23 protein-coding genes and 1 tRNA gene are annotated in these 19,058 nt (G+C 65.3%); 16 read left to right on the forward strand and 8 right to left on the reverse strand.

Annotated features, from left to right (window positions below):
- The first annotated feature begins 4 nt into the window (after positions 1-4).
- The 6 genes from Mspo_RS07575 to Mspo_RS07600 all read left to right on the forward strand — a co-directional run bounded on the left by Mspo_RS07575 (position 5) and on the right by Mspo_RS07600 (position 3,723).
- On the forward strand, positions 5-184 hold the full coding sequence (locus tag Mspo_RS07575; protein WP_159728405.1) for a hypothetical protein: 180 nt from the start codon (positions 5-7) through the stop codon (positions 182-184).
- Positions 181-1,272, forward strand: a complete 1,092-nt coding sequence (locus Mspo_RS07580) for a DUF2793 domain-containing protein (RefSeq protein WP_159728407.1) — start codon at positions 181-183, stop codon at positions 1,270-1,272. The genes Mspo_RS07575 and Mspo_RS07580 overlap by 4 nt, the downstream gene beginning before the upstream one ends.
- Position 1,273: 1 nt before the next feature.
- The gene (locus Mspo_RS07585; RefSeq protein WP_159728409.1) at positions 1,274-1,780 is read left to right on the forward strand and encodes a DUF4376 domain-containing protein; all 507 of its coding nucleotides are present in this window, start codon (positions 1,274-1,276) and stop codon (positions 1,778-1,780) included.
- A gap of 101 nt (positions 1,781-1,881) precedes the next feature.
- Entirely contained in the window at positions 1,882-2,721 is an 840-nt protein-coding gene (locus Mspo_RS07590; RefSeq protein ID WP_159728410.1) for a lysozyme, read from the forward strand.
- Between the two features lie 5 nt (positions 2,722-2,726).
- Positions 2,727-3,113, forward strand: a complete 387-nt coding sequence (locus tag Mspo_RS07595; protein ID WP_159728412.1) for a hypothetical protein — start codon at positions 2,727-2,729, stop codon at positions 3,111-3,113.
- Positions 3,114-3,357: 244 nt separating this feature from the next.
- Positions 3,358-3,723 (forward strand): hypothetical protein, encoded by a 366-nt coding sequence (locus Mspo_RS07600; protein ID WP_159728414.1) that lies wholly within the window; start codon positions 3,358-3,360, stop codon positions 3,721-3,723.
- A gap of 643 nt (positions 3,724-4,366) precedes the next feature.
- On the opposite strand, the gene Mspo_RS07605 is transcribed toward Mspo_RS07600, so the two are convergent.
- Positions 4,367-4,582, reverse strand: a complete 216-nt coding sequence (locus tag Mspo_RS07605) for a hypothetical protein (protein ID WP_159728416.1) — start codon at positions 4,580-4,582, stop codon at positions 4,367-4,369.
- Positions 4,579-5,142: a GNAT family N-acetyltransferase gene (locus Mspo_RS07610; RefSeq protein ID WP_159728418.1), complete on the reverse strand. Its 564-nt coding sequence runs from the start codon at positions 5,140-5,142 to the stop codon at positions 4,579-4,581. Before Mspo_RS07610 ends, Mspo_RS07605 begins: the two co-directional genes overlap by 4 nt.
- A gap of 121 nt (positions 5,143-5,263) precedes the next feature.
- Here Mspo_RS07610 and Mspo_RS07615 point away from each other — a divergent pair, with 121 nt between their 5' ends.
- Entirely contained in the window at positions 5,264-5,491 is a 228-nt protein-coding gene (locus tag Mspo_RS07615; protein ID WP_159728420.1) for a hypothetical protein, read from the forward strand.
- 19 nt (positions 5,492-5,510) lie between these two features.
- Here the strand turns inward: Mspo_RS07615 and Mspo_RS07620 are convergent, their stop codons facing one another.
- A complete protein-coding gene (locus Mspo_RS07620; RefSeq protein WP_159728422.1) occupies positions 5,511-6,485 on the reverse strand; it encodes a LysR family transcriptional regulator in 975 nt (324 codons plus the stop codon).
- A 21-nt stretch (positions 6,486-6,506) separates the two neighbouring features.
- Here Mspo_RS07620 and Mspo_RS07625 point away from each other — a divergent pair, with 21 nt between their 5' ends.
- Together Mspo_RS07625 and Mspo_RS07630 are read left to right on the forward strand one after the other, a co-directional pair.
- On the forward strand, positions 6,507-7,358 hold the full coding sequence (locus Mspo_RS07625; RefSeq protein ID WP_244613232.1) for a S1/P1 nuclease: 852 nt from the start codon (positions 6,507-6,509) through the stop codon (positions 7,356-7,358).
- Positions 7,359-7,471: 113 nt separating this feature from the next.
- A complete protein-coding gene (locus Mspo_RS07630) occupies positions 7,472-8,176 on the forward strand; it encodes a DUF4145 domain-containing protein (protein WP_159728424.1) in 705 nt (234 codons plus the stop codon).
- A 281-nt stretch (positions 8,177-8,457) separates the two neighbouring features.
- On the opposite strand, the gene Mspo_RS07635 is transcribed toward Mspo_RS07630, so the two are convergent.
- Positions 8,458-8,547, reverse strand: a tRNA-Ser gene (locus tag Mspo_RS07635).
- A 528-nt stretch (positions 8,548-9,075) separates the two neighbouring features.
- On the opposite strand from Mspo_RS07635, the gene Mspo_RS07640 reads away from it, so the two are divergent.
- The 5 genes from Mspo_RS07640 to Mspo_RS07660 all read left to right on the forward strand — a co-directional run bounded on the left by Mspo_RS07640 (position 9,076) and on the right by Mspo_RS07660 (position 12,254).
- On the forward strand, positions 9,076-9,525 hold the full coding sequence (locus tag Mspo_RS07640; RefSeq protein WP_159728426.1) for a gamma-glutamylcyclotransferase family protein: 450 nt from the start codon (positions 9,076-9,078) through the stop codon (positions 9,523-9,525).
- Positions 9,522-10,388: a pantoate--beta-alanine ligase gene (gene panC, locus Mspo_RS07645; protein WP_159728428.1), complete on the forward strand. Its 867-nt coding sequence runs from the start codon at positions 9,522-9,524 to the stop codon at positions 10,386-10,388. The genes Mspo_RS07640 and panC overlap by 4 nt, the downstream gene beginning before the upstream one ends.
- Complete coding sequence (locus tag Mspo_RS07650; RefSeq protein WP_159728430.1) at positions 10,385-10,672, forward strand: acylphosphatase; 288 nt, start codon at positions 10,385-10,387, stop codon at positions 10,670-10,672. Before panC ends, Mspo_RS07650 begins: the two co-directional genes overlap by 4 nt.
- A gap of 7 nt (positions 10,673-10,679) precedes the next feature.
- Entirely contained in the window at positions 10,680-11,504 is an 825-nt protein-coding gene (gene cysQ, locus Mspo_RS07655; RefSeq protein ID WP_159728432.1) for a 3'(2'),5'-bisphosphate nucleotidase CysQ, read from the forward strand.
- A gap of 132 nt (positions 11,505-11,636) precedes the next feature.
- Positions 11,637-12,254 carry a DUF1134 domain-containing protein gene (locus Mspo_RS07660; RefSeq protein WP_159728434.1) on the forward strand — a complete coding sequence of 206 codons (618 nt, stop codon included), beginning with the start codon at positions 11,637-11,639 and terminating at the stop codon, positions 12,252-12,254.
- A 28-nt stretch (positions 12,255-12,282) separates the two neighbouring features.
- Here Mspo_RS07660 and rsmD read toward each other — a convergent pair whose 3' ends face one another.
- Positions 12,283-12,837 carry a 16S rRNA (guanine(966)-N(2))-methyltransferase RsmD gene (rsmD, locus tag Mspo_RS07665; protein ID WP_159728436.1) on the reverse strand — a complete coding sequence of 185 codons (555 nt, stop codon included), beginning with the start codon at positions 12,835-12,837 and terminating at the stop codon, positions 12,283-12,285.
- 3 nt (positions 12,838-12,840) lie between these two features.
- On the reverse strand, positions 12,841-14,952 hold the full coding sequence (locus Mspo_RS07670) for a pseudouridine synthase (RefSeq protein WP_159728438.1): 2,112 nt from the start codon (positions 14,950-14,952) through the stop codon (positions 12,841-12,843).
- Positions 14,953-15,136: 184 nt separating this feature from the next.
- Between Mspo_RS07670 and Mspo_RS07675 the strand changes: the two genes are divergently transcribed.
- Positions 15,137-16,438 (forward strand): UDP-N-acetylglucosamine 1-carboxyvinyltransferase, encoded by a 1,302-nt coding sequence (locus tag Mspo_RS07675; protein WP_159728440.1) that lies wholly within the window; start codon positions 15,137-15,139, stop codon positions 16,436-16,438.
- A 166-nt stretch (positions 16,439-16,604) separates the two neighbouring features.
- Positions 16,605-17,045, forward strand: a complete 441-nt coding sequence (locus Mspo_RS07680) for a nucleoside deaminase (protein ID WP_159728442.1) — start codon at positions 16,605-16,607, stop codon at positions 17,043-17,045.
- Here Mspo_RS07680 and Mspo_RS07685 read toward each other — a convergent pair.
- Together Mspo_RS07685 and Mspo_RS07690 are read right to left on the reverse strand one after the other, a co-directional pair.
- Entirely contained in the window at positions 17,030-17,887 is an 858-nt protein-coding gene (locus Mspo_RS07685) for a patatin-like phospholipase family protein (protein ID WP_159728444.1), read from the reverse strand. The genes Mspo_RS07680 and Mspo_RS07685 overlap by 16 nt on opposite strands.
- Positions 17,884-18,768, reverse strand: a complete 885-nt coding sequence (locus tag Mspo_RS07690; protein WP_159728446.1) for an alpha/beta fold hydrolase — start codon at positions 18,766-18,768, stop codon at positions 17,884-17,886. Before Mspo_RS07690 ends, Mspo_RS07685 begins: the two co-directional genes overlap by 4 nt.
- Positions 18,769-19,058: the final 290 nt, after the last annotated feature.

Below are 19,058 nucleotides of genomic sequence, written 5' to 3' on the forward strand. Positions count from 1 at the left end.
CAAAATGCCGGCCGCGCTGCGCGGCTATATCGCCGAACTGGAGCTCCAGGCGCGGCTCATGTCCGAGCGCGCCGCCGTGCTGTCGTCGAAGTTCCACGAAGCACAGGAAGCTCTCGACGCTGCAACGCTCGCTCTCGCCGTCGCGCGCGACGAAATCGCCAAGCTGAAAGTTGAAAAGCAATGACGAGCACGCCAAACCTCGCGCTTGCCCTCATCGACGCCAACCAGTCGCAAAAGCACGTCACGCACAATGAAGCGCTGCGCGCGCTCGACGCGATCGTGCAGCTCGCCGTCATCGACGATGCGCTCGCGACGCCGCCGGGCTCGCCAGCGGACGGCGACCGCTACATCGTCGCCGCGAGCCCCTCGGGCGCATGGGCGGGACAGGCGGGCAAGATCGCGGCCTATCAGAACGGCGCCTGGGCGTTCTACACGCCGAAGAACGGATGGCGCGCGTGGGTCGCGTCGCGTTCTGTCGCGGTCGTCTATTCGGGCTCCACATGGCAGAGCGAGCCCTCGCTCGCGGGCTTCCGCAATCGCCTGCGCAATGCCTCGTTCGCGATCAACCAGCGCGCCGTTTCTGGCACGGTGACGCTCGCAGCCGGCGCCTATGGCCATGACGGCGTGAAGGCGGGCGCGGGCGGCGCGACCTACACATTCGCGGCGTCAGGCGTCGACACGACGCTCACCATCACGGCCGGCTCGCTCGTGCTGCCCATCGAAGCATCGCTGATCGAAGGCGGCGCCTATGTGCTCTCGCACGCCGGCACGGCTCAGGCGCGCGTCTGGCAGACGACTGCCTCCGGCTCCTATGCCGTGGTTCCGGCCAATGGGCTCACGGTTACAGGGCTGGCCGCGAACACGCTCACGGCCGCGGAATTCTCGACCGGGACTGTCCTGCGCCCGCAATTCGAGGCGGGGGCGCACTCCTCCGCCTTCGAGCGCCGGCCGCCCGGAATAGAAATGATGCTGTGCGAGCGATACTATCAACGCCTCAGCGGGTGGTCTGGCAGATGGCAAGCCAGCGTGACGGTGCTGTCCCTCGCGGGCGCTTTCCGCACGCGCCTTGCCGCCACGCCGACTATTATCATCGTCGACGGCGCGAACGCATTCGAGGAATATGGGTATGCGCTCCGCGCCGCCATATCGGTCTCTGGCTCGAGCCTCGGTCCAGACGGCGGGACGATTGGATTCAACACGGACCCATCCGGCGCGGGGGCTAGCGGCGGCAGCACGTCAGTCGCAAAAATCTACCTATCAGCGGAGCTCTGACATGTCCTACTCGCTGCTCGCCGGCTCCGATTGCATCCGGCGCGACGCCGATGGGGCGCTCATCCCCGCCGATCCGGGCAATCGCGATTATCGGGATTATCTGGCCTGGGTCGCCGCAGGCAATGCGCCGACGCCCGTCCCGACGGCGACCCTCGCCGCGCTGAAAGCCGCCAAGCGCGCCGCCCTCGCTGAGCGCCGCTGGCGCGCCGAGACGGCGGGAACGATAGTGAACGGCATGAGCATGCCGAGCGACGAGAAGACGCAAGGCAAGCTGACGGCGGCCGTCGTCGCCAGCGTGCTCGACGACGCCTATGCGGTGAATTGGAAGCTCGCCGACGGCTCTTTCGCGCTGCTCGATCACGCCGCGCTGATCGCCGTGGCGCAGGCCGTGCGCGCGCATGTGCAGAGCTGCTTCGATCGCGAGGCGCAGCTCGCCGCCGAGATCGATGCCGCAGCCGACGCGATGGCGCTGGCGGCGATCGACATAGAAAGCGGCTGGCCCGGATAGGCCGCCGCCACACCCGCGACAGCATCCGTTCCTCGATCTTTGGCTCGCCGTTTCGGCGGGCTTTTTTGCGCGCGTGCGCGCCTCTCACGAAAAGGTGACTCATGACCATGCGAATGAGCGCGGACGGCCGCGCCAAGCTCATCAAGCGCGAGGGTTTCAAGACGCGCGCCTATCGCGACAGCGTCGGCGTCTGGACGATCGGCGTCGGCCATACGTCGGCGGCCGGCGCGCCCGTCGTGACGCCCGGACTCGTCGTCTCGAAGGCCGACGTCGATGCAATCCTCTCGCGCGATCTCGGCCAATATGAGCGCGCCGTGAATGAGGCGGTCCGCACGCCCCTCTCGCAAGGCCAGTTCGATGCGCTCACGTCGTTGTGTTTCAATATCGGCGTCGGCGCGTTCGAGAAATCGAGCGTCGTCAAGCGCCTCAACGCCTATGACTACGCGGGCGCCGCAGACGCCTTCCTGCTTTGGAACAAGCCGAAGGAAATCATCGGCCGCCGGCGCGGCGAGCGCGCGCAATTCCTCGCGGCGACGGGAGACAATCATCTCGACCGGGGGGCGCTGCGCCTCGTCGAGGCGCCGTCGCGCGTCGAGGGCGAAAATGTCTCGGCCGCCTATCTGCGCGCCGCCGGCTCACGCACGATCGCCGGCGCCGATCAGGCGCAACAGGGCGTCGCCGGATCGGTCATTTCCATCGGCGGCGCGACGATGGCGCTGTCGCAGGTCAAGGATGTCGCGGATCAGGCGCAGGAAGCTGCGACGGCAATCCAGAGCGGCGTCTCGGCGCTCGAGGCGCTGCGGACCTATTGGCCACTTCTCGCCGTCCTCGGGCTCTCCGCGGTTGCTGCCTATTTCGTCTGGCGCGCCTGGCGCGGGGCGGCCATCGTCAAGGCCGCGCGCGTCGACGACGCGGCCTGCGGCCTCAATGTGGGGAGATAATCTCCATGCCTTTTCTCGCCCTCATTCCCGCGCTCGTCAAAGGCGCGCTCGACGCCCTCTCCGCCGCGATCCGCACGCCGATCGGCGCGGCCGCCGTCGCCTTCGGGGTCGCATGGCTTTGGGCCGGACATCGCGAGCGCGCCGCCTGCGACGCGCGCGCCGAGGCGTTCCGCGCCGAGCTCCAGCGCGCCGCCGACGCCGAGCACATCCGCCGCGAGGCCGCCATCGCCGAGGCGCGCGCCGCCGGCGCGACGGAATCGAATGCTCTCGCCAAGAAAAACCTCGACCTCGAAATCCGCCTCAAGGAATCCGCCGATGCGTCTGCCGCCCACGATCATCGTCCTTGCCTCGCTCGCGACAGCGTCATGCGCCTCGACCGGCTCGCCCGATAGCAGCCGGACCGAGCCCGTGCGGGAGCTGGCGCGGTTCGAGGCCCCCGGCGATCTCGACAAGCCGTGCGAGCGCCCTGTGAGGCTCCCGGCGCACGCGCTCGGCGCGGGCGAGGTCGAGCGTCTATGGGGCCACGATCGCGCGGCGCTTTCGACATGCGGGGATCGGCATGGCGCCAATGTGAGGTGGCGACAGCGGCGGGACGCGGGGCTAGCCGGCGAAACGAAGCGATAGGAGGAGGCGCAAATGTCCGATCCGATATCCAACGACACCTATCATGTCGCGCCGCTCGTGGGCTTGCTCGCCGGCGCCGGAGTGAGCGCGCTGCTGCTCAACGGCCCGTGGCACTTGCGCATCATAGCCGGCATTGCCGGCGGAGCGTTCAGCTTCGTCGGAACGCCGATCTTCGCGCCACTCGTCGGCGCGGGCGTGCACTGGCTTTACCGGCAGATCGGCGTCGATCCGGCTCTCGTGCCGGCCGATGCGGTGCCGGGGCTGACCGGATTCGCGCTCGGCCTAACCGGGATCGATTTCTGTCGCTGGCTGATCGAGCGAACCAAATTCGGTCTGTCGATCATGAAAATCCCACGTCGGAGACCCGACTTGCCCTGAAATGCGCTGATTGCCCGCGTTGCCCCACCGACTTCAACCGGTGGAGCCTTCTGTTTCGGCAGATATTTGTGGATTGCCACCGTTCTGAAATTTTTGTCGAGCCCCTTCATAGTAGTCTGCGGCATGCAAACGAAAAGCCTACGTCCTGAAGACATGCTCGTGACCGCTCTAACTTATACGGTCAGATTGTTGCGGGAAGACCGGATTCCATTTCCGGTCGCACGCAGAGGACTTATCCTCATCGAACGCGATTTGATCCAACGATGGCCGGATTTCGAGGCCCGAATCCCGGAAGTCGTCAGGAATTGGCGGCTTGAGCAAGCTCCCAGGAGTTCGAATGCATTTCATTGATTGTATGACACGCGTCTGACTTCTGTGCCGGCCTGTTTCTTAGTGGGGTCAATAAGCTCTTTTCATTATCGATCCGCAATGCACACAATGCATGTCCTCGACGAGGCGGCCATACAATCGCCCTCGCGCGGCCGTAAGAAGCTCAAGAGCATCTTGATCGATACTCTTCACTTCCGGCATAATATAGTCAAGCATTGCAAGTATTGAATTTATGTCACGATCTTCACTCATTGCTACATTTGCTTTTGATTTTCGCACTACCATTCTACCCTCCTCATCGACAACATGCGCGCTACGGCTTGTATTCGTCACCTTCCACTTCTAATCGCTGCAGTATCTCGGATATACGTAGATATGTTTTTCCTAAATCTAAAAACAATGCCGCGAGAACCGGTGTTGGCTCATCGAGCAACAAACGCTCGATCATCCTGGCATGAATTCCCAATAATTCTTGCAGAAAATCGCGATATATATTTTCCATTTTTGCTTCTTCTGTTCTTTCGCTCAAACTGCGCTCTCGAATTGAGAAGGTTTATCCCACCGTCCTTCCACCCTAAAGAGAACAGCAATGCTGGCCTGTTCCGAGACGGGCCTGGGGTGGGGATCGAGGCATTTCACGAGCTCGAGATACGGCTCCTCCTCCCCTTCGAAATACATCGGCTCTTTGCCATCGACCGGGACGAAACCCAATACTCCGCGCCACATCCGCGCATACTTCGGCTTCGCGTGAGTCACTAGGCGTTCGTAGCCTTTCTGCGCCACATGATCAAAAATGAACCGAGAACAATGTTGAAGGACGCGGGGACCACGATGCTCCTTTCGGAAGCAAGTGCGCTCCATTTTCGCGAACTCGCGAAACCATCTCAGGCGCGCGGTTCCGATCGGCTCATCATGTGCATAGGCGATCACGTGCGTCGCCTGATAGTCGTTGCCGTCGAATGTCTGGCGCGCAGGAACGCCATGCTCTTCCATGAAGCAAATGCTGCGAACAGCGAAAGCGTGGAGGAGCTGCTCGTACTCGGTTATAATTTCGACACGAATGTGGTTATATGCGTTAGTCTCCGCCATGTCCAAGGCCCCAGAAAGTGTGAGCTAAGTTCCGTGGCGGATAGTGGATGAAAGCTGAATATCATGGAATATTGCTTATTTTCATCGGTTGTTCAAAAACGTTCGAACAAGGCGGGAAAAAATGGCAGATGAAAAGTACCGGCCTATCCAGGACAGAGGATACACACTTCTCGCGGATCTCTGTAATGAAGCCGTCACGCTATTCGGCCCGAACTGGGAAGCGATCGAGCGGCATGTCTCGAACCGACTCGAAGGAATGGACTCGCCGGAGCGAACTCATCTAAAGGAGAAGATTCAGCAAATTCTGGGATTCCACGCCCCTGATCGTTTCCGAGACGGAACGCATTGACCTTTGTCGGCAGCACCGATCATTCATCGATATTAAATAGAGATCGGAATCCGATATCGTAGGCCGATGGTCTCGCGTGCAGATCTATTTTTTTCCCAAACCACGGGTTTGCAGGCCCGAGAATCGAGGAAAGCCAATCGAAAACGAGACGTACGGGGCGGGAATCCAATCGCTGCCTTACCGCGATCAGGAACATCGGCACCGAAATCCTGGCATCGAGGTTCAATGGGACCGAGCTCGGCTCAAGCACTGTATAGCTCGCTAACAGCCCGATCCCGAGGCCCGATTTCACAAGCATTCCGTAGGCAAAAGCATGGTCACAGAAGTGAGCTATGGTGCCGCGGTCACAAAGATCTAACCAGCTATCCCAAAGACCTGTTCTTGCTGAATAGAACTCGGATTGAATGAAACGATGTTGTGCTATGTTTTCCTGCGTTGGTAAACCATAATTACGGATATACGTTTTTGAAACGATCGGAATGAAATGCAAATATCCGAGTGGTTGGAAAGCCAACTCCCCAGAATCAGCGCTTTTGAAACCGACCATCATATCTGTCTGATTTTCCTTCAGATTAGTGATATTATATGGCGTTTTTAAATGAACTTGAATTTTTGGGTGCTCTCTAGAGAAAGCCTCTAAGCTCGGGGCCAAGAAAATCGAGCTGAGCGCATCGGTGATGCTGATGCGAACAACTCCCTTTATTTCTCCTGTCTTTGATTTTATGCCACTGCTGAGCGCAAATAGCTGCTGATCAAGTTTACATACAGACTGTGCAAGCAGCTCACCTTTCTCTGTGAAAATCACTCCGTGTTTCGTTGGCACTACAAGCTGAGAACCCATAAGATCCTGCAATCGCTTGACCTGACGGCTTACGGTCGGATGGCTCATTCCTAGCATATCTGCTGCACGATTGAATGATCCTGCCTTCGCCACCGCGAGAAACACGCGCAGCTCTCCCCAGAATTGGCCGCTCAGGATGTTTTTATCATCCATTACACTACGGTGGAGGGACTTTTGATCGGGAGTAAATGGTTCCATAACTGCAACCCACCCAGCCGCAAGGAGAAATGTGGGCGAACGAAATGTGCGCTCCTCGCAATCAACGCCCACCTAAGCCATAACGATTGCAGCAAAAATACATCGCGTCGAGTTTTTTGCGCCTTCGTCCATGCGGCGACCTGGGCCGACGACATCAAGCGCAGCAACAATTACCAGCGGCGCTCGATTGCCCAGGACGGCGCCAGCGCAACGGCGAACACCGGCTATTCCGACCACCTCGTCCACGACTACTGGCACTATGTCGACCTGCCGTTCTCGTCCGACGGCACGCCCGGCGAAACGCCGCAGGCGCCGAACGCGCTGACGCAGATCGAGGCGTTTCAGCAGGCCCTCGCCTCCAATTCGGCGAGCGATGACGTGAAGTCCTACGATCTCGTGTGGCTGCTCCATCTGGTCGGCGATGTTCACCAGCCGCTGCACGCAACATCGCGGTTCTCGCGCGGCATGCCGAAGGGCGATCAGGGCGGCAATAAGGAGACCGTCTGCCTCGCGTTCACATGCGGGGCCAAGCTCCATGCCTATTGGGATGGGCTGCTGGGCGATCGGGGCGGTCCCTCGGACGCCGAGGCGCTCGCGGCCACCCTGCCCTCGCCCGATGCGACGGCGGCCATCGAGGATCCTGTGGCCTGGGTGCGCGAGAGCGAGAAGCTTGCCGAGCGGTTCGTCTATGTCGGGCCGATCGGCGACGGCGCGGGGCCGTTTGCGCTGACCGACGCCTATCAGGCGGAGGCGAAAAGAATTGCGGAGCGGCAGGTCGCGCTCGCTGGGGCAAGGCTGGCAGGATCGATCAATGCAGCCCTTCAGTGAACATCGTAGCCGGCTCGATCGTGACATCGGTCGAAGCCGAAAAAATCGAATGGCATTCTCCCACGAGGATCGGCTAGAAACTCGCGACGATGACGAGCTGTCGTGAGGCGTCTATGGCAATTTTTCAGCCGAATAATCCGAATTTCTTTCAACCGGAAGGAAACCTACAGCAGCTACAGATCAAGCCTGCGCCCATCACGATCAGATGTCCGCATTGCCGTCAATTGGGAACATTCTCTGTTTTTGGCAGCGCCGCAATTGAATATAGTAAAAATGGGCAAATAGAACATCGCCCAGCGATGCAAATTTGTTCTGCGTCGATAAGAATTTGCCCAAATGCAGAATGTTTTGGGTTCGTTTTTGTCGTCCTCGCGAACGGACGGGTCGTAGAAATAGAACCTCCAGAGCTTATAGATTTCAACTCCGAAAACCTTCCGTTGCCTATCCTGGCGACGTTGAGAGAAGCGATTTCATGTCATGCGGCCGGCGCTCATCGCGCCGCTGCAATGATGGTGCGGAGGCTGCTCGAGGAAATCTGCGATCTCAATAGCGCGCAAGGCAGCAACCTTCATCAGAAGCTTGTATCGTTGAAAACAACGATCGTTCTTCCAGAAGCGCTATTTGAGGCAATGATGGAACTAAAAGCTCTCGGGAATGATGCCGCCCACATCGAGGCAAAAGCATATGATAATATCGGTAGCGAAGAGGCCGCAGACTCCATCGAGTTGGCAAAAGAAATTCTCAAGGCTTTATACCAACTCCAGTCTCTGCTTTCTCGCCTGCAAGCCCGAAAGCCTCCATCCGCTTCACCGTCGTGACCCACGCGAGAGCGGGATCCGCAACGGACGCGTCACGTTAGCCTACACTCGGGACGAGGCGCCCATCCCTGAGCGTCGGTCGTCGCAAGCGGTGCCGAACTCGACTGGCGGCGGAGGCCTTCTCTCGAACAAGCGCACTCTTTGCGCACCAATAAGTCGGTCAGGAAGAGCATCGAACGCCGCCGGAACAAACTGTGCCGACTATCGTGCCTGGACGAACCGCTTCCGTTCGCGCCATTTGCGCCATATGCGGACGCAAAAATTGACATAAGTTATTGATCTGGCGGAAGGGGTGGGATTCGAACCCACGGTGGGGTTTCCCCCACGGCGGTTTTCAAGACCGCTGCCTTAAACCACTCGGCCACCCTTCCGAACCGCCCCCGACTCTTCGCGCGCGCGAAAGCATCCGGCGGCGCGCGAGGAATCGGGCGACAGCCTATCGCTTCTCTATGACGCTGCGTCAACCGGCCGCTGCGGCGCCCCGCTCAGGCCCTGCGCCCTAGCGGAACCACACATAGACGATGGACGCCGCCAGAGCCAGGACGAGACCGATCGCCGTATTGCGAAGAAAGCCGCCTTCGAACTCCTCCATTTTTCTTCTCCTTTTGGTCGCGTCGATTCGACGCACTTTCAAAAACGACGTCCAATGATGAGAATATCAGGCGAGGGCGGTGAATTCCCAGGGGCCGTCCTCGCCCGGGAGCCCGGCCGAGGCCGGGCTCTTTCCTTTTTTCGACGGGGCTGCGCCGAGGCGCCGGCGTCTCGCTCGCGGCGCAGCGGCGCGTAAGGCCCGCCTTGGATCGAAAAGAGGCGGATATTTTGTTATCGGACGCCCCCCTCCGAACGATTCCTCTGCGGCGGAAATCGCTCTATGTTTCGCCCGCATCCAGGACGACCTCATGCCGCTCTATTTCGCCTATGGCGCCAATATGGACGTCGCCGCAATGGCCGCGCGCTGCCCGAGATCGCGGCCGCTCGGCCTCGGCCGGATCGCGCGCTATCGCTTCGCAATTGCGGAGATCGGATTCGCCACCATCGTCCCGGATGGGCGCGCGCAGGTCCATGGCCTCATCTTCGACCTCGCCGTGGCGGATGTTCCGGCGCTCGATCGTTACGAGGAGGTCGGCCGCGGCCTCTACCGCAAGACCATCCTGCCCGTGCTGCGCAAGCCGGCCGGCGCGGCGCAGGCGCTCGTCTATATCGGGACAGCCGCGCGCGAGGGCGGCCCGGCGCCGGGCTATGTCGAGAGCGTCGCCGCCTCGGCGCGCTCGCTCGGCCTGCCTTCGGCCTATATCGCCTTTCTGGAGAGCCTCGCGCCAGCCGCGCAGCAGAGGATGAGCCGAAAATGAGCGCCTTTCCCATCCAGACCGTCCATACGCTCGCCGAGCTGCGCCAGCGCGTCGCGCTGTGGCGGGCGCGCGGCGAGCGCGTCGGCTTCGTCCCCACCATGGGCGCGCTGCACGACGGCCATCTCTCGCTGGTCGAGGAGGCGCGCCGGCGCGCCCGGCGCGTGATGGTCTCGGTCTTCGTCAATCCCACGCAATTTGCCGCGGGCGAGGATTTCGATCGTTATCCCCGCACGCTCGCCGCCGATGTCGAGCGGCTCGCGCGCGTCGACGCCGATCTCTGCTATGCGCCCGCGGCGGAGGAAATCTATCCGCCGGGCTTTTCCACCGCCGTCACCGTGGGCGGGCCGGCCGTCGCCGATCTCGAGGACCATTTCCGCCCGACGCATTTTTCCGGCGTCGCGCTCGTCGTCGCCAAGCTCTTGAACCAGGCGGACTGCGACGTCGCTGTGTTCGGCGAGAAGGACTATCAGCAATTGCTGGTCATCCGCCGCCTCGCGCGCGATCTCGACCTGCGCGCCGAGATCGTCGGCGCGCCGACGCTGCGCGAGGCGGACGGCCTCGCCATGTCGTCGCGCAACATCTATCTCTCGAAGGAGGAGCGGGCCGTCGCCCCCGCGCTCCATCGCGCGCTGACCGAGGCGGCGCGGCTCATCGCCGAGGGCGAGCCGATCGGTCATGTGATGGCCGGGGCGCGCGAAGAGATCGCGGCGAAGGGCTTCGTCATCGATTATCTCGAAGCGCGCCACGCCGAGACGCTGGCCCGCGTCGCCTTTCGTCACGACGGCCCGATCCGCCTGCTGGTCGCAGCAAAGCTCGGCGCGACAAGGCTCATCGACAATGTCGCCGTCGAGGCGCCGCGATGAGCGAGGCGCGGCTCGTCGTCCGCATCATCGTGCGCGGCCGCGTGCAGGGCGTCGGCTTTCGCGCCTTTGTCGCGCGGGAGGCGCGGCGGCTCGCGCTCGCCGGCTGGGCGCGCAATTGCGACGACGGCGCGGTGGAGATCGTCGCCGCCGGGCCTCGCGACGCGCTCGATTCGCTTATCGCGACGGCGCGGCGCGGGCCGGCGCTGGCGCGCGTCCACGATCTTCGACGGGAGGAGACGGACGCGGCCGCTCTCGTCGAGCGGCGTGGCGATGTGGAGTTTTGACGGCGACATGCGGATGGACAGCGACGAGGATTTCGACGCGCTCGCGGCGGCTTTCGCCGATCTCACGACGCGCGCCGGCGCTATTCCCATGGCGCTGCTCGCCGCCCCGACCATCGACGCGCGGGCGAAAAAGGATTCGAGCCCGGTCTGCGAGGCGGACGAGAAGATCGAGGCCTTTCTCACCGCGCGGCTCGCCGAGCTGCTGCCCGGCGTTCCCATCGTCGCCGAGGAGGCCGCCGCCGCCGGCGCCGACTTCGCACGCGCAAAGACGTTTCTGCTCGTCGACCCGCTCGACGGCACGCGCGAGTTTCTGGCGCGCAGCAGCGAGTTCACCATCAACATCGGCCTCATCGTCGCGGGCGCGCCGCGCGCCGGCGCGGTTTTCGCCCCGGTTCTCGGGAAATTGTGGTTCGCCGGCGCGCGCGCCTTCTCCGCCGACGCCGCGCCCGGCCTTCCGGCGCCGCCGCGCGACGCCTGGCGGGCGCTCCGCGTGCGCGCGCTTCCCGCCGAGGGGCCGACGGCGCTGGTCAGCCGCTCCCATCTCGACGAGGCGACGCGCGCCTTTCTGAAAGAGCGCGATGTCGCCGCCATTCGCGAAATCGGCTCATCGATCAAATTCTGCCTTCTGGCGGAGGGCGCGGCCGATCTCTATCCGCGCTTCGGCCCGACGATGGAATGGGACACGGCCGCCGGCGACGCCGTGCTGCGCGCGGCCGGCGGCGGCGTCGTCGATCCCTCCGGCCGCCCGCTCGTCTATGGCAAGGCGGACGCATCCTATCGCAATGGAGCTTTCATCGCCTTCGGCGACAGCGCCGCTGCAAGACTTTGTTAAGGACGCGGCGAGATTCTTCTTTCGCGAAGAACAGCCGCTCGACGCGCGCCGTCGCGGCGCCATGGGCGCGACACGATCGCATTGAAACGTCAGCGGAATGATTCGCATCCGTTGCAACCGGGATTTTTCGTCATGCGCGCCGCTCATCCGATTCCCAGGCAGATGCTCGCGACCCGCCGGGAGATGCTCGCTCTCGCCTCGGCCGCTGTCCTGTCGCCGCTCACGCCGGCGCGCGCCGCCTATGGCGAGCGGCCCGAGCAAAGACCGGAGCCCATGTCCGGCGACGAGGTGGTGCGCAGCGGCCACCGCTTCTTCGGCGCCATCGCGCGCGATCTCGCGCAGGGCGTCGAGCAATTGGCGCGCCGCTGGGGCCGGCCGAACGCCTATGTGCTCGGCCAGGAGGGATCGGGGGCCTTCATCGGCGGCCTGCGCTATGGCGAGGGCGTGATGTATACGCGCAACGCCGGGCAGCGGCGCGTCTATTGGCAGGGGCCGTCGCTCGGCTTCGACGCCGGCGCCGACGGCGACCGGACGATGATGCTCATCTATAATCTGCCTTCGGTCGACGCCATCTACACGCGCTTCGGCGGCGTCGCCGGCTCCGCTTATCTCGTCGGCGGCCTCGGCTTCACCGAGCTCACCGCCGACGGCGTCGTCATCGCGCCGATCCGCGCCGGCCTCGGCGCGCGATTGGGCGTCAATCTCGGCTATCTGAAATTCACGCCCGAAGCGACGTGGAATCCGTTCTGAAAAGCCAGGACCGCCGCCGCGGAGATTTTCACGATCGCCGCGCGACGACGATCTGCGTGTCGCCATAGCGGCGGCGCTCTTCCTCGACGATTTCCGCGGGCAGCGAGAGAGGAGCCTCCGCCGCCTCTTCGACGACGACGAGCGCGCCCTCGGCGAGCCAGCCGCCTTCGACGAGCGAGCGAAGCGCGCGCGAGGCGAGATCGCGCCCATAGGGCGGATCGAGAAAGGCGAGGGTGAATAATTCGCCCGGCGGCGCGAGGCCGAGCCTGGTCGCGTCGCGGCGGAAGACGCGCGTCAGGCCGCCTGCGCCCAAGGCCTCGACATTGGCGCGCAGCAGCGCGCGCGCCTCCGCGCCTTCATCGACGAAGAGGATACGCTCGGCGCCGCGCGAAAGCGCCTCGAGGCCGAGCGCGCCCGTGCCGGCGAAGAGATCGACGACGCGCGCCCCCGGAACCGGATCGCCATAGGCGTGGGCGAGAATGTCGAAGATCGACTCGCGCAGCCGATCCGAAGTCGGGCGAATCGACTGCGATTGCGGCGCCTTCAGCGCGCGCCCGCGAAAGGCGCCGGCGACGATGCGCATCGGCTAGCGCGGCTTGCGCGGCGCGCCGCCGGGCTTGCGCGCGCCCCCCTTGCCCGCGCCCCCCTTGCCCGCGCTTTTGCCCGCCCCGCCGCCGCGCGGCTTGTCGCCGCCGCGAGGCGGCCCGCGGCGCGGCGCTTCTCCGCTCTTGCCGCCGCGACCCGACGGGCGAGCGTCCCCGTCCTTACACGGCGCGCGCGCCTCGGCCCCGTCCCGCCGCGGCGGACGTCCCTCGCCCTCGCGGCGCGGCGCACGCTCGCGGCGCGGCCCTTCGCCGGCGCCAAAGCGCGCCCCGCGACGCTCGCCGCCATCGAAACGCTCCTTCCGCTCGCCCGAGCGCGGACGCTGCTCCGCTCCCTCGCGGCGCGGCGGACGTCCCTCGCCCTCCCGGCGCGGCGCACGCTCGCGGCGCGGCCCTTCGCCGGCGCCGAAGCGCGCCCCGCGACGCTCGCCGCCATCGAAACGCTCCTTCCGCTCGCCCGAGCGCGGACGCTGCTCCGCTCCCTCGCGGCGCGGAGGACCGCCCTCGCCCTCGCGGCGCGGCGCACGCTCGCGACGCGGCCCTTCGCCGGCGCCGAAGCGCGCCCCGCGACGCTCGCCGCCATCGAAACGCTCCTTCCTCTCGCCCGAGCGCGGACGCTGCTCCGCTCCCTCGCGGCGCGGCGGACGTCCCTCGCCCTCGCGGCGCGGCGCTCGCTCGCGACGCGGGCCTTCGCCGGCGCCGAAGCGCGCCCCGCGACGCTCGACGCCATCGAAACGCTCCTTCCGCTCGCCCGAGCGCGGACGCTGCTCCGCTCCCTCGCGGCGCGGCGGACGGCCTTCGCTCGTCTCGAAACGTTTCGGCCGCCGCTCGCGCTCGCCTGCGAAGGAACGCGCTTCCTCGTCCCGCCGCGGGCCGCGCTCGGCGGCGAAGCGGCGCGGCGCCTCCCCGCTCTCGGCGCGCGGCGACCGGCGGCGCTCGCTCGCGACAGGCGCGGGCGCGCCCTCCGCCCGCTCGGCGCGAAAGCGGCGGGCGTTGCGCGTCGTCGCCGGCTCCTCGGCCCGGCGCACGGGCACGATCTTCTCCACCGGCACCGCACGGCCCTTGCGGTCGCTGGTCGCGGCGCGCTCGATGCGCGCGCGCGGGCCCTTGCCGCGTGTCTCCTCGCGTTCGGCGCGCATCGTCGCCACATGTTTGCGCGAGCGCGTCTTGGCGCGCTGGCGGGCCTCCTCCGCCGCGACATGGGGCGGCTCCTCGCTCTCGCGCCGCGGCGAGGAGAAGTCCACGCCGGCGAGCTCGGCGAGCCCTTTGCCGAGCTGCTCGCGCAACGTCTTCAGCCGCACCTCCTCGACGACGCCCTCCTCGAGCTCGCCGAGCTGGAAGGGGCCGAAGGAGACGCGGATGAGGCGATTGACGTCGAGCCCCAAATGCTCGAGCACACGCTTGATCTCGCGATTCTTGCCCTCGCGCAGCGCGATGGAGATCCAGACATTGGCGCCCTGCACGCGGTCGAGCTTGGCCTCGATCGGCGCGTAATCGACATCGTCGACGGTGACGCCTTTCTTCAGCTCGTCGAGCCGAGCCTGGTCGATCTCGCCATGGGCGCGCACGCGATAGCGGCGCGTCCAGCCGGTCGCCGGAAGCTCGAGCGTGCGCGCGAGGCCGCCGTCATTGGTGAGCAGCAGCAGGCCTTCCGTATTGATGTCGAGCCGCCCGACGCTGACGAGGCGCGGCAGATCGGGATAGCGCTCCTCGAGGAAGCCGAAGACCGTCTCGCGCCCTTCCGGATCCTTGGCGCTGGTGACGAGACCCGCGGGCTTGTGGAACAAAAACAGCCGCGTCGGCTCGCGCGCGGCGAGCGGGACGCCGTCAACCTCTATGCGGTCGCCCTCCTGCACATTGAAGGCGGGGCTCTCCAGCACGCGGCCATTGACGGAGACTCGACCTTCCGCGACCCAAATCTCGGCGTCGCGGCGCGAGCAGGCGCCGGCGCGCGCCATGACCTTGGCGATGCGCTCGCCCTCGAAGGCGCTGGCGGCCGAATCGTCGGGCGCTGGCTTTACAGGAGCGCGGCGACGCGGCGGCTGGTCGCCGCCGTCCTTACGGCGGGCGGGTCTTTCTGGCTTTTTGTCGGTCATAGGCCCTGATAGCAGGTCGAAGGGCGAAAGAGAAAGGCGCGGCGGCCGCTTTTTCACTCGTCATTCGCCATGAATCCGAGTTATGGCCTCAAATCCCCTAGGGAGATGGCCCGCGCCCCGCGAAACGCGGCGGGCGTCCCCTATTTCGGCTCTTTAAAAGGGGCAAGAGAGGCTCGGAGGCGGTATGGCTCATCTGATCGTGCATGGCGGACGCCCGCTCGGCGGCAGGATCGTCCCTTCCGCGAACAAGAACGCCGTGCTGCCCATTCTCTGCGCGACGCTGCTGACGGACCGACCGCTGCGCATCCATGGCGTGCCGGAGATCACCGACGTCAAGAAGATACTGGAATTGTTCCGCACGCTCGGCAGCGACGTGCGGATGGATTTTGCGACCGGCCTGCTCGAGCTGCGCCATGGCGAGACGCGCTTCGACCCCGCGGTGCATCGCCTGCCCGTCGAGATGCGCTCCTCCATCATGCTCGTGCCCCCGCTGCTGGCGCGTTTCGGCGTCGCGCGCATCGAGGACGATGTGAAGGGCTGCACGCTCGGCGCCCGCGAGATCGATCCGCACATAGAGGTGCTGAGATCCTTCGGCGCGACGATCGAGCGCAGCGAGGATTCGCTCGTCATCCGGTCTTCCGGACCCTTACGCGCGACGCGCCATTGGCTCGACTACGCCTCCGTCACCACGACGGAGAATTTCGTGCTCTGCGCGGCGCTGGCGAGCGGCCAGTCCAGGCTCACCAACGCCGCCTCCGAGCCGCATGTGCAGGAGTTCTGCGCCTTCATGCAGACGCTCGGCGCGCGCATCTCAGGGACAGGCACCTCGCAGCTCACGATAGACGGGGTCGATTTCCTCTCGGGCGGCGAGTTCCGTCTGACCGAGGATTTCCACGAGGTCGCGACCTTTCTCGCGCTCGGCGCGATCACCGGCGGCGGCGTCGAGGTGAAGAATTCCGCGCCCGACCAGTTTCCTCTCATCGACCGCACCTTCGCGAAATTCGGCGTGCATATCGTGCATGAGGACGGCTGGTCGAAGACGAAAGCCAATGGCCCGCTGAAGGTCGCCGAGCCCTTCACCCGAAACGTCCTACAGAAGGTGGAGGCGGCGCCCTGGCCCTATCTGCCGGTCGATCTCCTGCCGATCTTCATCGCGCTCGGCGTGAAGGCCGAGGGCAGCGTGATGTTCTGGAACAAGGTCTATGACGGCGCGCTCGGCTGGACGGGCGAGCTCTCCAAATTCGGCGCGCATGTGTTTCTGTCGGACCCGCATCGGCTCATCGCCTTCGGCGGCAAGCCGCTCGTGCCGGCGCAGGTGGAGAGCCCCTATATCATCCGCGTCGCCATCGCCCTGCTCATGCTCGCCGCGAGCATAGAAGGGCGCTCGGTGATCCACAACGCCACGCCGATCAAGCGCGCGCATCCGCGCTTCGTCGAGAATTTGCGGATGCTCGGCGCGGAGGTGGAATGGAACGGCGGGGAGTGAGGCGGCGCGACGCCCGTTTCCTGAACGCCCCCTCCCCGGCCCTCCCCCGCTACGCGGGAGAGGGAGCAGGTTCCGCGCTTCATCGACGTCTCTGCGAAATGCCAATCGATCCCTTCTCCCGCGCAGCGGGGGAGGGTAAGCGAGGGGGCCTCTCGGCTCGCGCGCGATGACCGATCCCCTCTCCGCCGCTTTCGACGCCGCGCGCGACGCCTTCGCGGCGGACGAAGTTCCCGTCGGCGCGGCGATCGCGCGCGACGGCTCCGTCATCGCCGTCGCCGGAAACCGCACCTTGCGCGACAAGGACCCCACCGCTCACGCGGAAATGCTCGCCATTCGCGCCGCCTGCTCTGCGCTCGGAACAGAGCGGCTCGCCGATTGCGATCTCTATGTCACGCTCGAGCCCTGCGCCATGTGCGCAGCGGCGATCTCCTTCGCGCGCATTCGCAGGCTGTATTTCTCCGCGGAAGACCCCAAGGGCGGCGGCGTCGAGCATGGCGCGCGATTCTTCTCGCTAAAGACCTGCCATCACGCGCCGGAGGTCTATGGCGGCTTGCGCGAGCGCGAGGCGGCGGAGCTGCTGCGCGCCTTCTTTCAGGCGCGGCGCTGACGCTCGAGCCGCGCCGCGGCGCTCTGCAATCCCTCGATCACGCGCGCGCGGCAGGCGTCGCCCGCCTCGAAGATGCGCTTCGCCTTGAAGAGGTCGAGCGCGAGATATTGATTGACGGCCGGCGCGATCAGCACGTCGGGCGGGCTCTCCTGGATCATGCGCTCGCTGATGGCGTTCATCATGATCTGGCTCGCGACGATGATCGTCTCCAATGGCGACGGCGGACGATTGCGCGCGCGCCTGCTCGTCGAGCCGGAGACGTCGACGGCGAGCACAATGTCGGCGCGCCCGACGAGATGGTTGTAGGGCAGCGGATTGACGAGCCCGCCGTCGATCAGAAAGCTGTCGCCATAGGCCACCGGCCGCACCAGGCCCGGAATGGCCATGGAGCCGCCCACCGCCGGCCGCAGCGGGCCGGACGAGATCGCCGCCTCGCGGCGCAGGCGGAAGTCGGTCGCCACTGCGATGAAGGGAATTCGCAGCTCCTCGAAGCTCTCCGGCATTCCCGGCGGCCAGAAGGCGTCGAGGAAACGCTCCGCGTCGACGAGCGCGGGATGGGCGAAATCCGAGAAGGTGCGCGCGCGCCGCCGCGCCCGCGAGCGCAGCAGCCGGCGCGCCAGACGCACGCGATTGCCGAAAATCTGCTCGGAATGGGCGCGCAGATCGGCGCCGGAAAATCCCGCCGCATAGGCGGAGCCGACGATCGCGCCGATCGACGTGCCGGCGATGGCGCGGGGACGCACGCCCAATTCATCCAGCGCCTCCAGCACGGCGATATGGGCGAGGCCGCGCGCGCCGCCGCCGCCGAGCGCCACCGCGACGCTGTAGCCGAAGGCGCTCACAGAAAGGACCAGAGCGCGGCGAGCGTGGCCTGCGGCGCCTCCTCGGCGAGATAATGGCCGCTGTCGATCTCGACTCCGCGAATATCGCTCGCCCATTCGCGCCATTGCGCGAGCAGCGCGGCGCCCTGGCCGGAAAAGCTCGCCGCGCCCCAGAGCGCCAGCGTCGGAACGACGATCTTCGCGCCCGCCGCGCGATCGGCGAGGTCCAGCTCACGGTCGGCCCCCGCGCCGGCGCGAAAATCCTCGCAGAAGGCGTGGATGCGCGAAGGCTCGTCGAACGCCGCGCGATAATGCGCGAGCGCGCGCGGATCGAAAGCGTCGAGCGTGCGGGATTTGGTTTCGCTCGCCAGCGTTCCCTCGAGAAAGCCTTTCGGGTCGAGGCCGATCAATTGCTCGGGCTTGGGCGCCGGCTGCGACAGCAGCCGCGCGCGCCCGAGGCGCATGAGGCCGGCGTCGCCGATCGACTCCTCGAGCGGAGCTATGTCGATGAGGGCGAGCTTCTCCAGCCGGCCCGGATGGTCGAGCGCGAGGCGGAAGCCGACGCGCGCGCCGCGGTCGTGGCCGACGAGCGAGAAGCGCACATGGCCGAGCTTCTCCATGACGACGATGACATCATCGCCCTGCGCGCGCTTCGTATAGGCCTCGCCCTTCTCGCTCGGCGGCGCGGAGGACCAGCCATAGCCGCGCAGATCCATGGCGACGACGAAGAAGCGCTCGGCGAGCTTCGGCGCGATCCTCGCCCAGGCGACATGGGTCTCGCCGAATCCGTGCAGCAGCAGCAGCGGCGGCCCGGAGCCAAAGGAGCGGGCGAAAATGGAGCCGGCGGGCGCGTCGATCCAATGCGAAGCGAAGCCGGGGAGGAGGTCAGCGAGATCGGACATCGGAGCCATGCCCTCGAGTTCGAGAAAAGCCGGTGCGGAACGGTGTCGTCCCGAGCCTTTCTCGGCTCGAGAGATTTTCAAAAGGGTCGGGCGCGAGCATGCTCTCGCTCTTGCCGCGGGCTTTATCCACAACAAATAATCTGGCGCGGCCAAAAGGCCGTGGCGCGCGATTTGCGTCGTCTCCGCAGGCCGCGCGACCACTGTCGGGAAACCGACAAAGATTGCTGGCCAAGATCGGAATGGTAGATTAAGCTACTGAATTAACAGCTAGTTTACAACCCTTCCAAACT

This window comes from Methylosinus sp. Ce-a6 (assembly GCF_009811655.1).
In the GTDB taxonomy this organism is placed as follows: Bacteria; Pseudomonadota; Alphaproteobacteria; order Rhizobiales; family Beijerinckiaceae; genus Methylosinus.

Coding starts and splice junctions, on each gene's coding strand:
- Mspo_RS07575 (WP_159728405.1), top strand. CDS start 5: ATGCCGGCCGCGCTGCGCGGCTATATCGCCGAACTGGAGCTCCAGGCG.
- Mspo_RS07580 (WP_159728407.1), top strand. CDS start 181: ATGACGAGCACGCCAAACCTCGCGCTTGCCCTCATCGACGCCAACCAG.
- Mspo_RS07585 (WP_159728409.1), top strand. CDS start 1,274: ATGTCCTACTCGCTGCTCGCCGGCTCCGATTGCATCCGGCGCGACGCC.
- Mspo_RS07590 (WP_159728410.1), top strand. CDS start 1,882: ATGACCATGCGAATGAGCGCGGACGGCCGCGCCAAGCTCATCAAGCGC.
- Mspo_RS07595 (WP_159728412.1), top strand. CDS start 2,727: ATGCCTTTTCTCGCCCTCATTCCCGCGCTCGTCAAAGGCGCGCTCGAC.
- Mspo_RS07600 (WP_159728414.1), top strand. CDS start 3,358: ATGTCCGATCCGATATCCAACGACACCTATCATGTCGCGCCGCTCGTG.
- Mspo_RS07610 (WP_159728418.1), bottom strand. CDS start 5,142: ATGGCGGAGACTAACGCATATAACCACATTCGTGTCGAAATTATAACC.
- Mspo_RS07615 (WP_159728420.1), top strand. CDS start 5,264: ATGGCAGATGAAAAGTACCGGCCTATCCAGGACAGAGGATACACACTT.
- Mspo_RS07620 (WP_159728422.1), bottom strand. CDS start 6,485: ATGGATGATAAAAACATCCTGAGCGGCCAATTCTGGGGAGAGCTGCGC.
- Mspo_RS07630 (WP_159728424.1), top strand. CDS start 7,472: ATGGCAATTTTTCAGCCGAATAATCCGAATTTCTTTCAACCGGAAGGA.
- Mspo_RS07640 (WP_159728426.1), top strand. CDS start 9,076: ATGCCGCTCTATTTCGCCTATGGCGCCAATATGGACGTCGCCGCAATG.
- panC (WP_159728428.1), top strand. CDS start 9,522: ATGAGCGCCTTTCCCATCCAGACCGTCCATACGCTCGCCGAGCTGCGC.
- Mspo_RS07650 (WP_159728430.1), top strand. CDS start 10,385: ATGAGCGAGGCGCGGCTCGTCGTCCGCATCATCGTGCGCGGCCGCGTG.
- cysQ (WP_159728432.1), top strand. CDS start 10,680: ATGCGGATGGACAGCGACGAGGATTTCGACGCGCTCGCGGCGGCTTTC.
- Mspo_RS07660 (WP_159728434.1), top strand. CDS start 11,637: ATGCGCGCCGCTCATCCGATTCCCAGGCAGATGCTCGCGACCCGCCGG.
- rsmD (WP_159728436.1), bottom strand. CDS start 12,837: ATGCGCATCGTCGCCGGCGCCTTTCGCGGGCGCGCGCTGAAGGCGCCG.
- Mspo_RS07670 (WP_159728438.1), bottom strand. CDS start 14,952: ATGACCGACAAAAAGCCAGAAAGACCCGCCCGCCGTAAGGACGGCGGC.
- Mspo_RS07675 (WP_159728440.1), top strand. CDS start 15,137: ATGGCTCATCTGATCGTGCATGGCGGACGCCCGCTCGGCGGCAGGATC.
- Mspo_RS07680 (WP_159728442.1), top strand. CDS start 16,605: ATGACCGATCCCCTCTCCGCCGCTTTCGACGCCGCGCGCGACGCCTTC.
- Mspo_RS07690 (WP_159728446.1), bottom strand. CDS start 18,768: ATGTCCGATCTCGCTGACCTCCTCCCCGGCTTCGCTTCGCATTGGATC.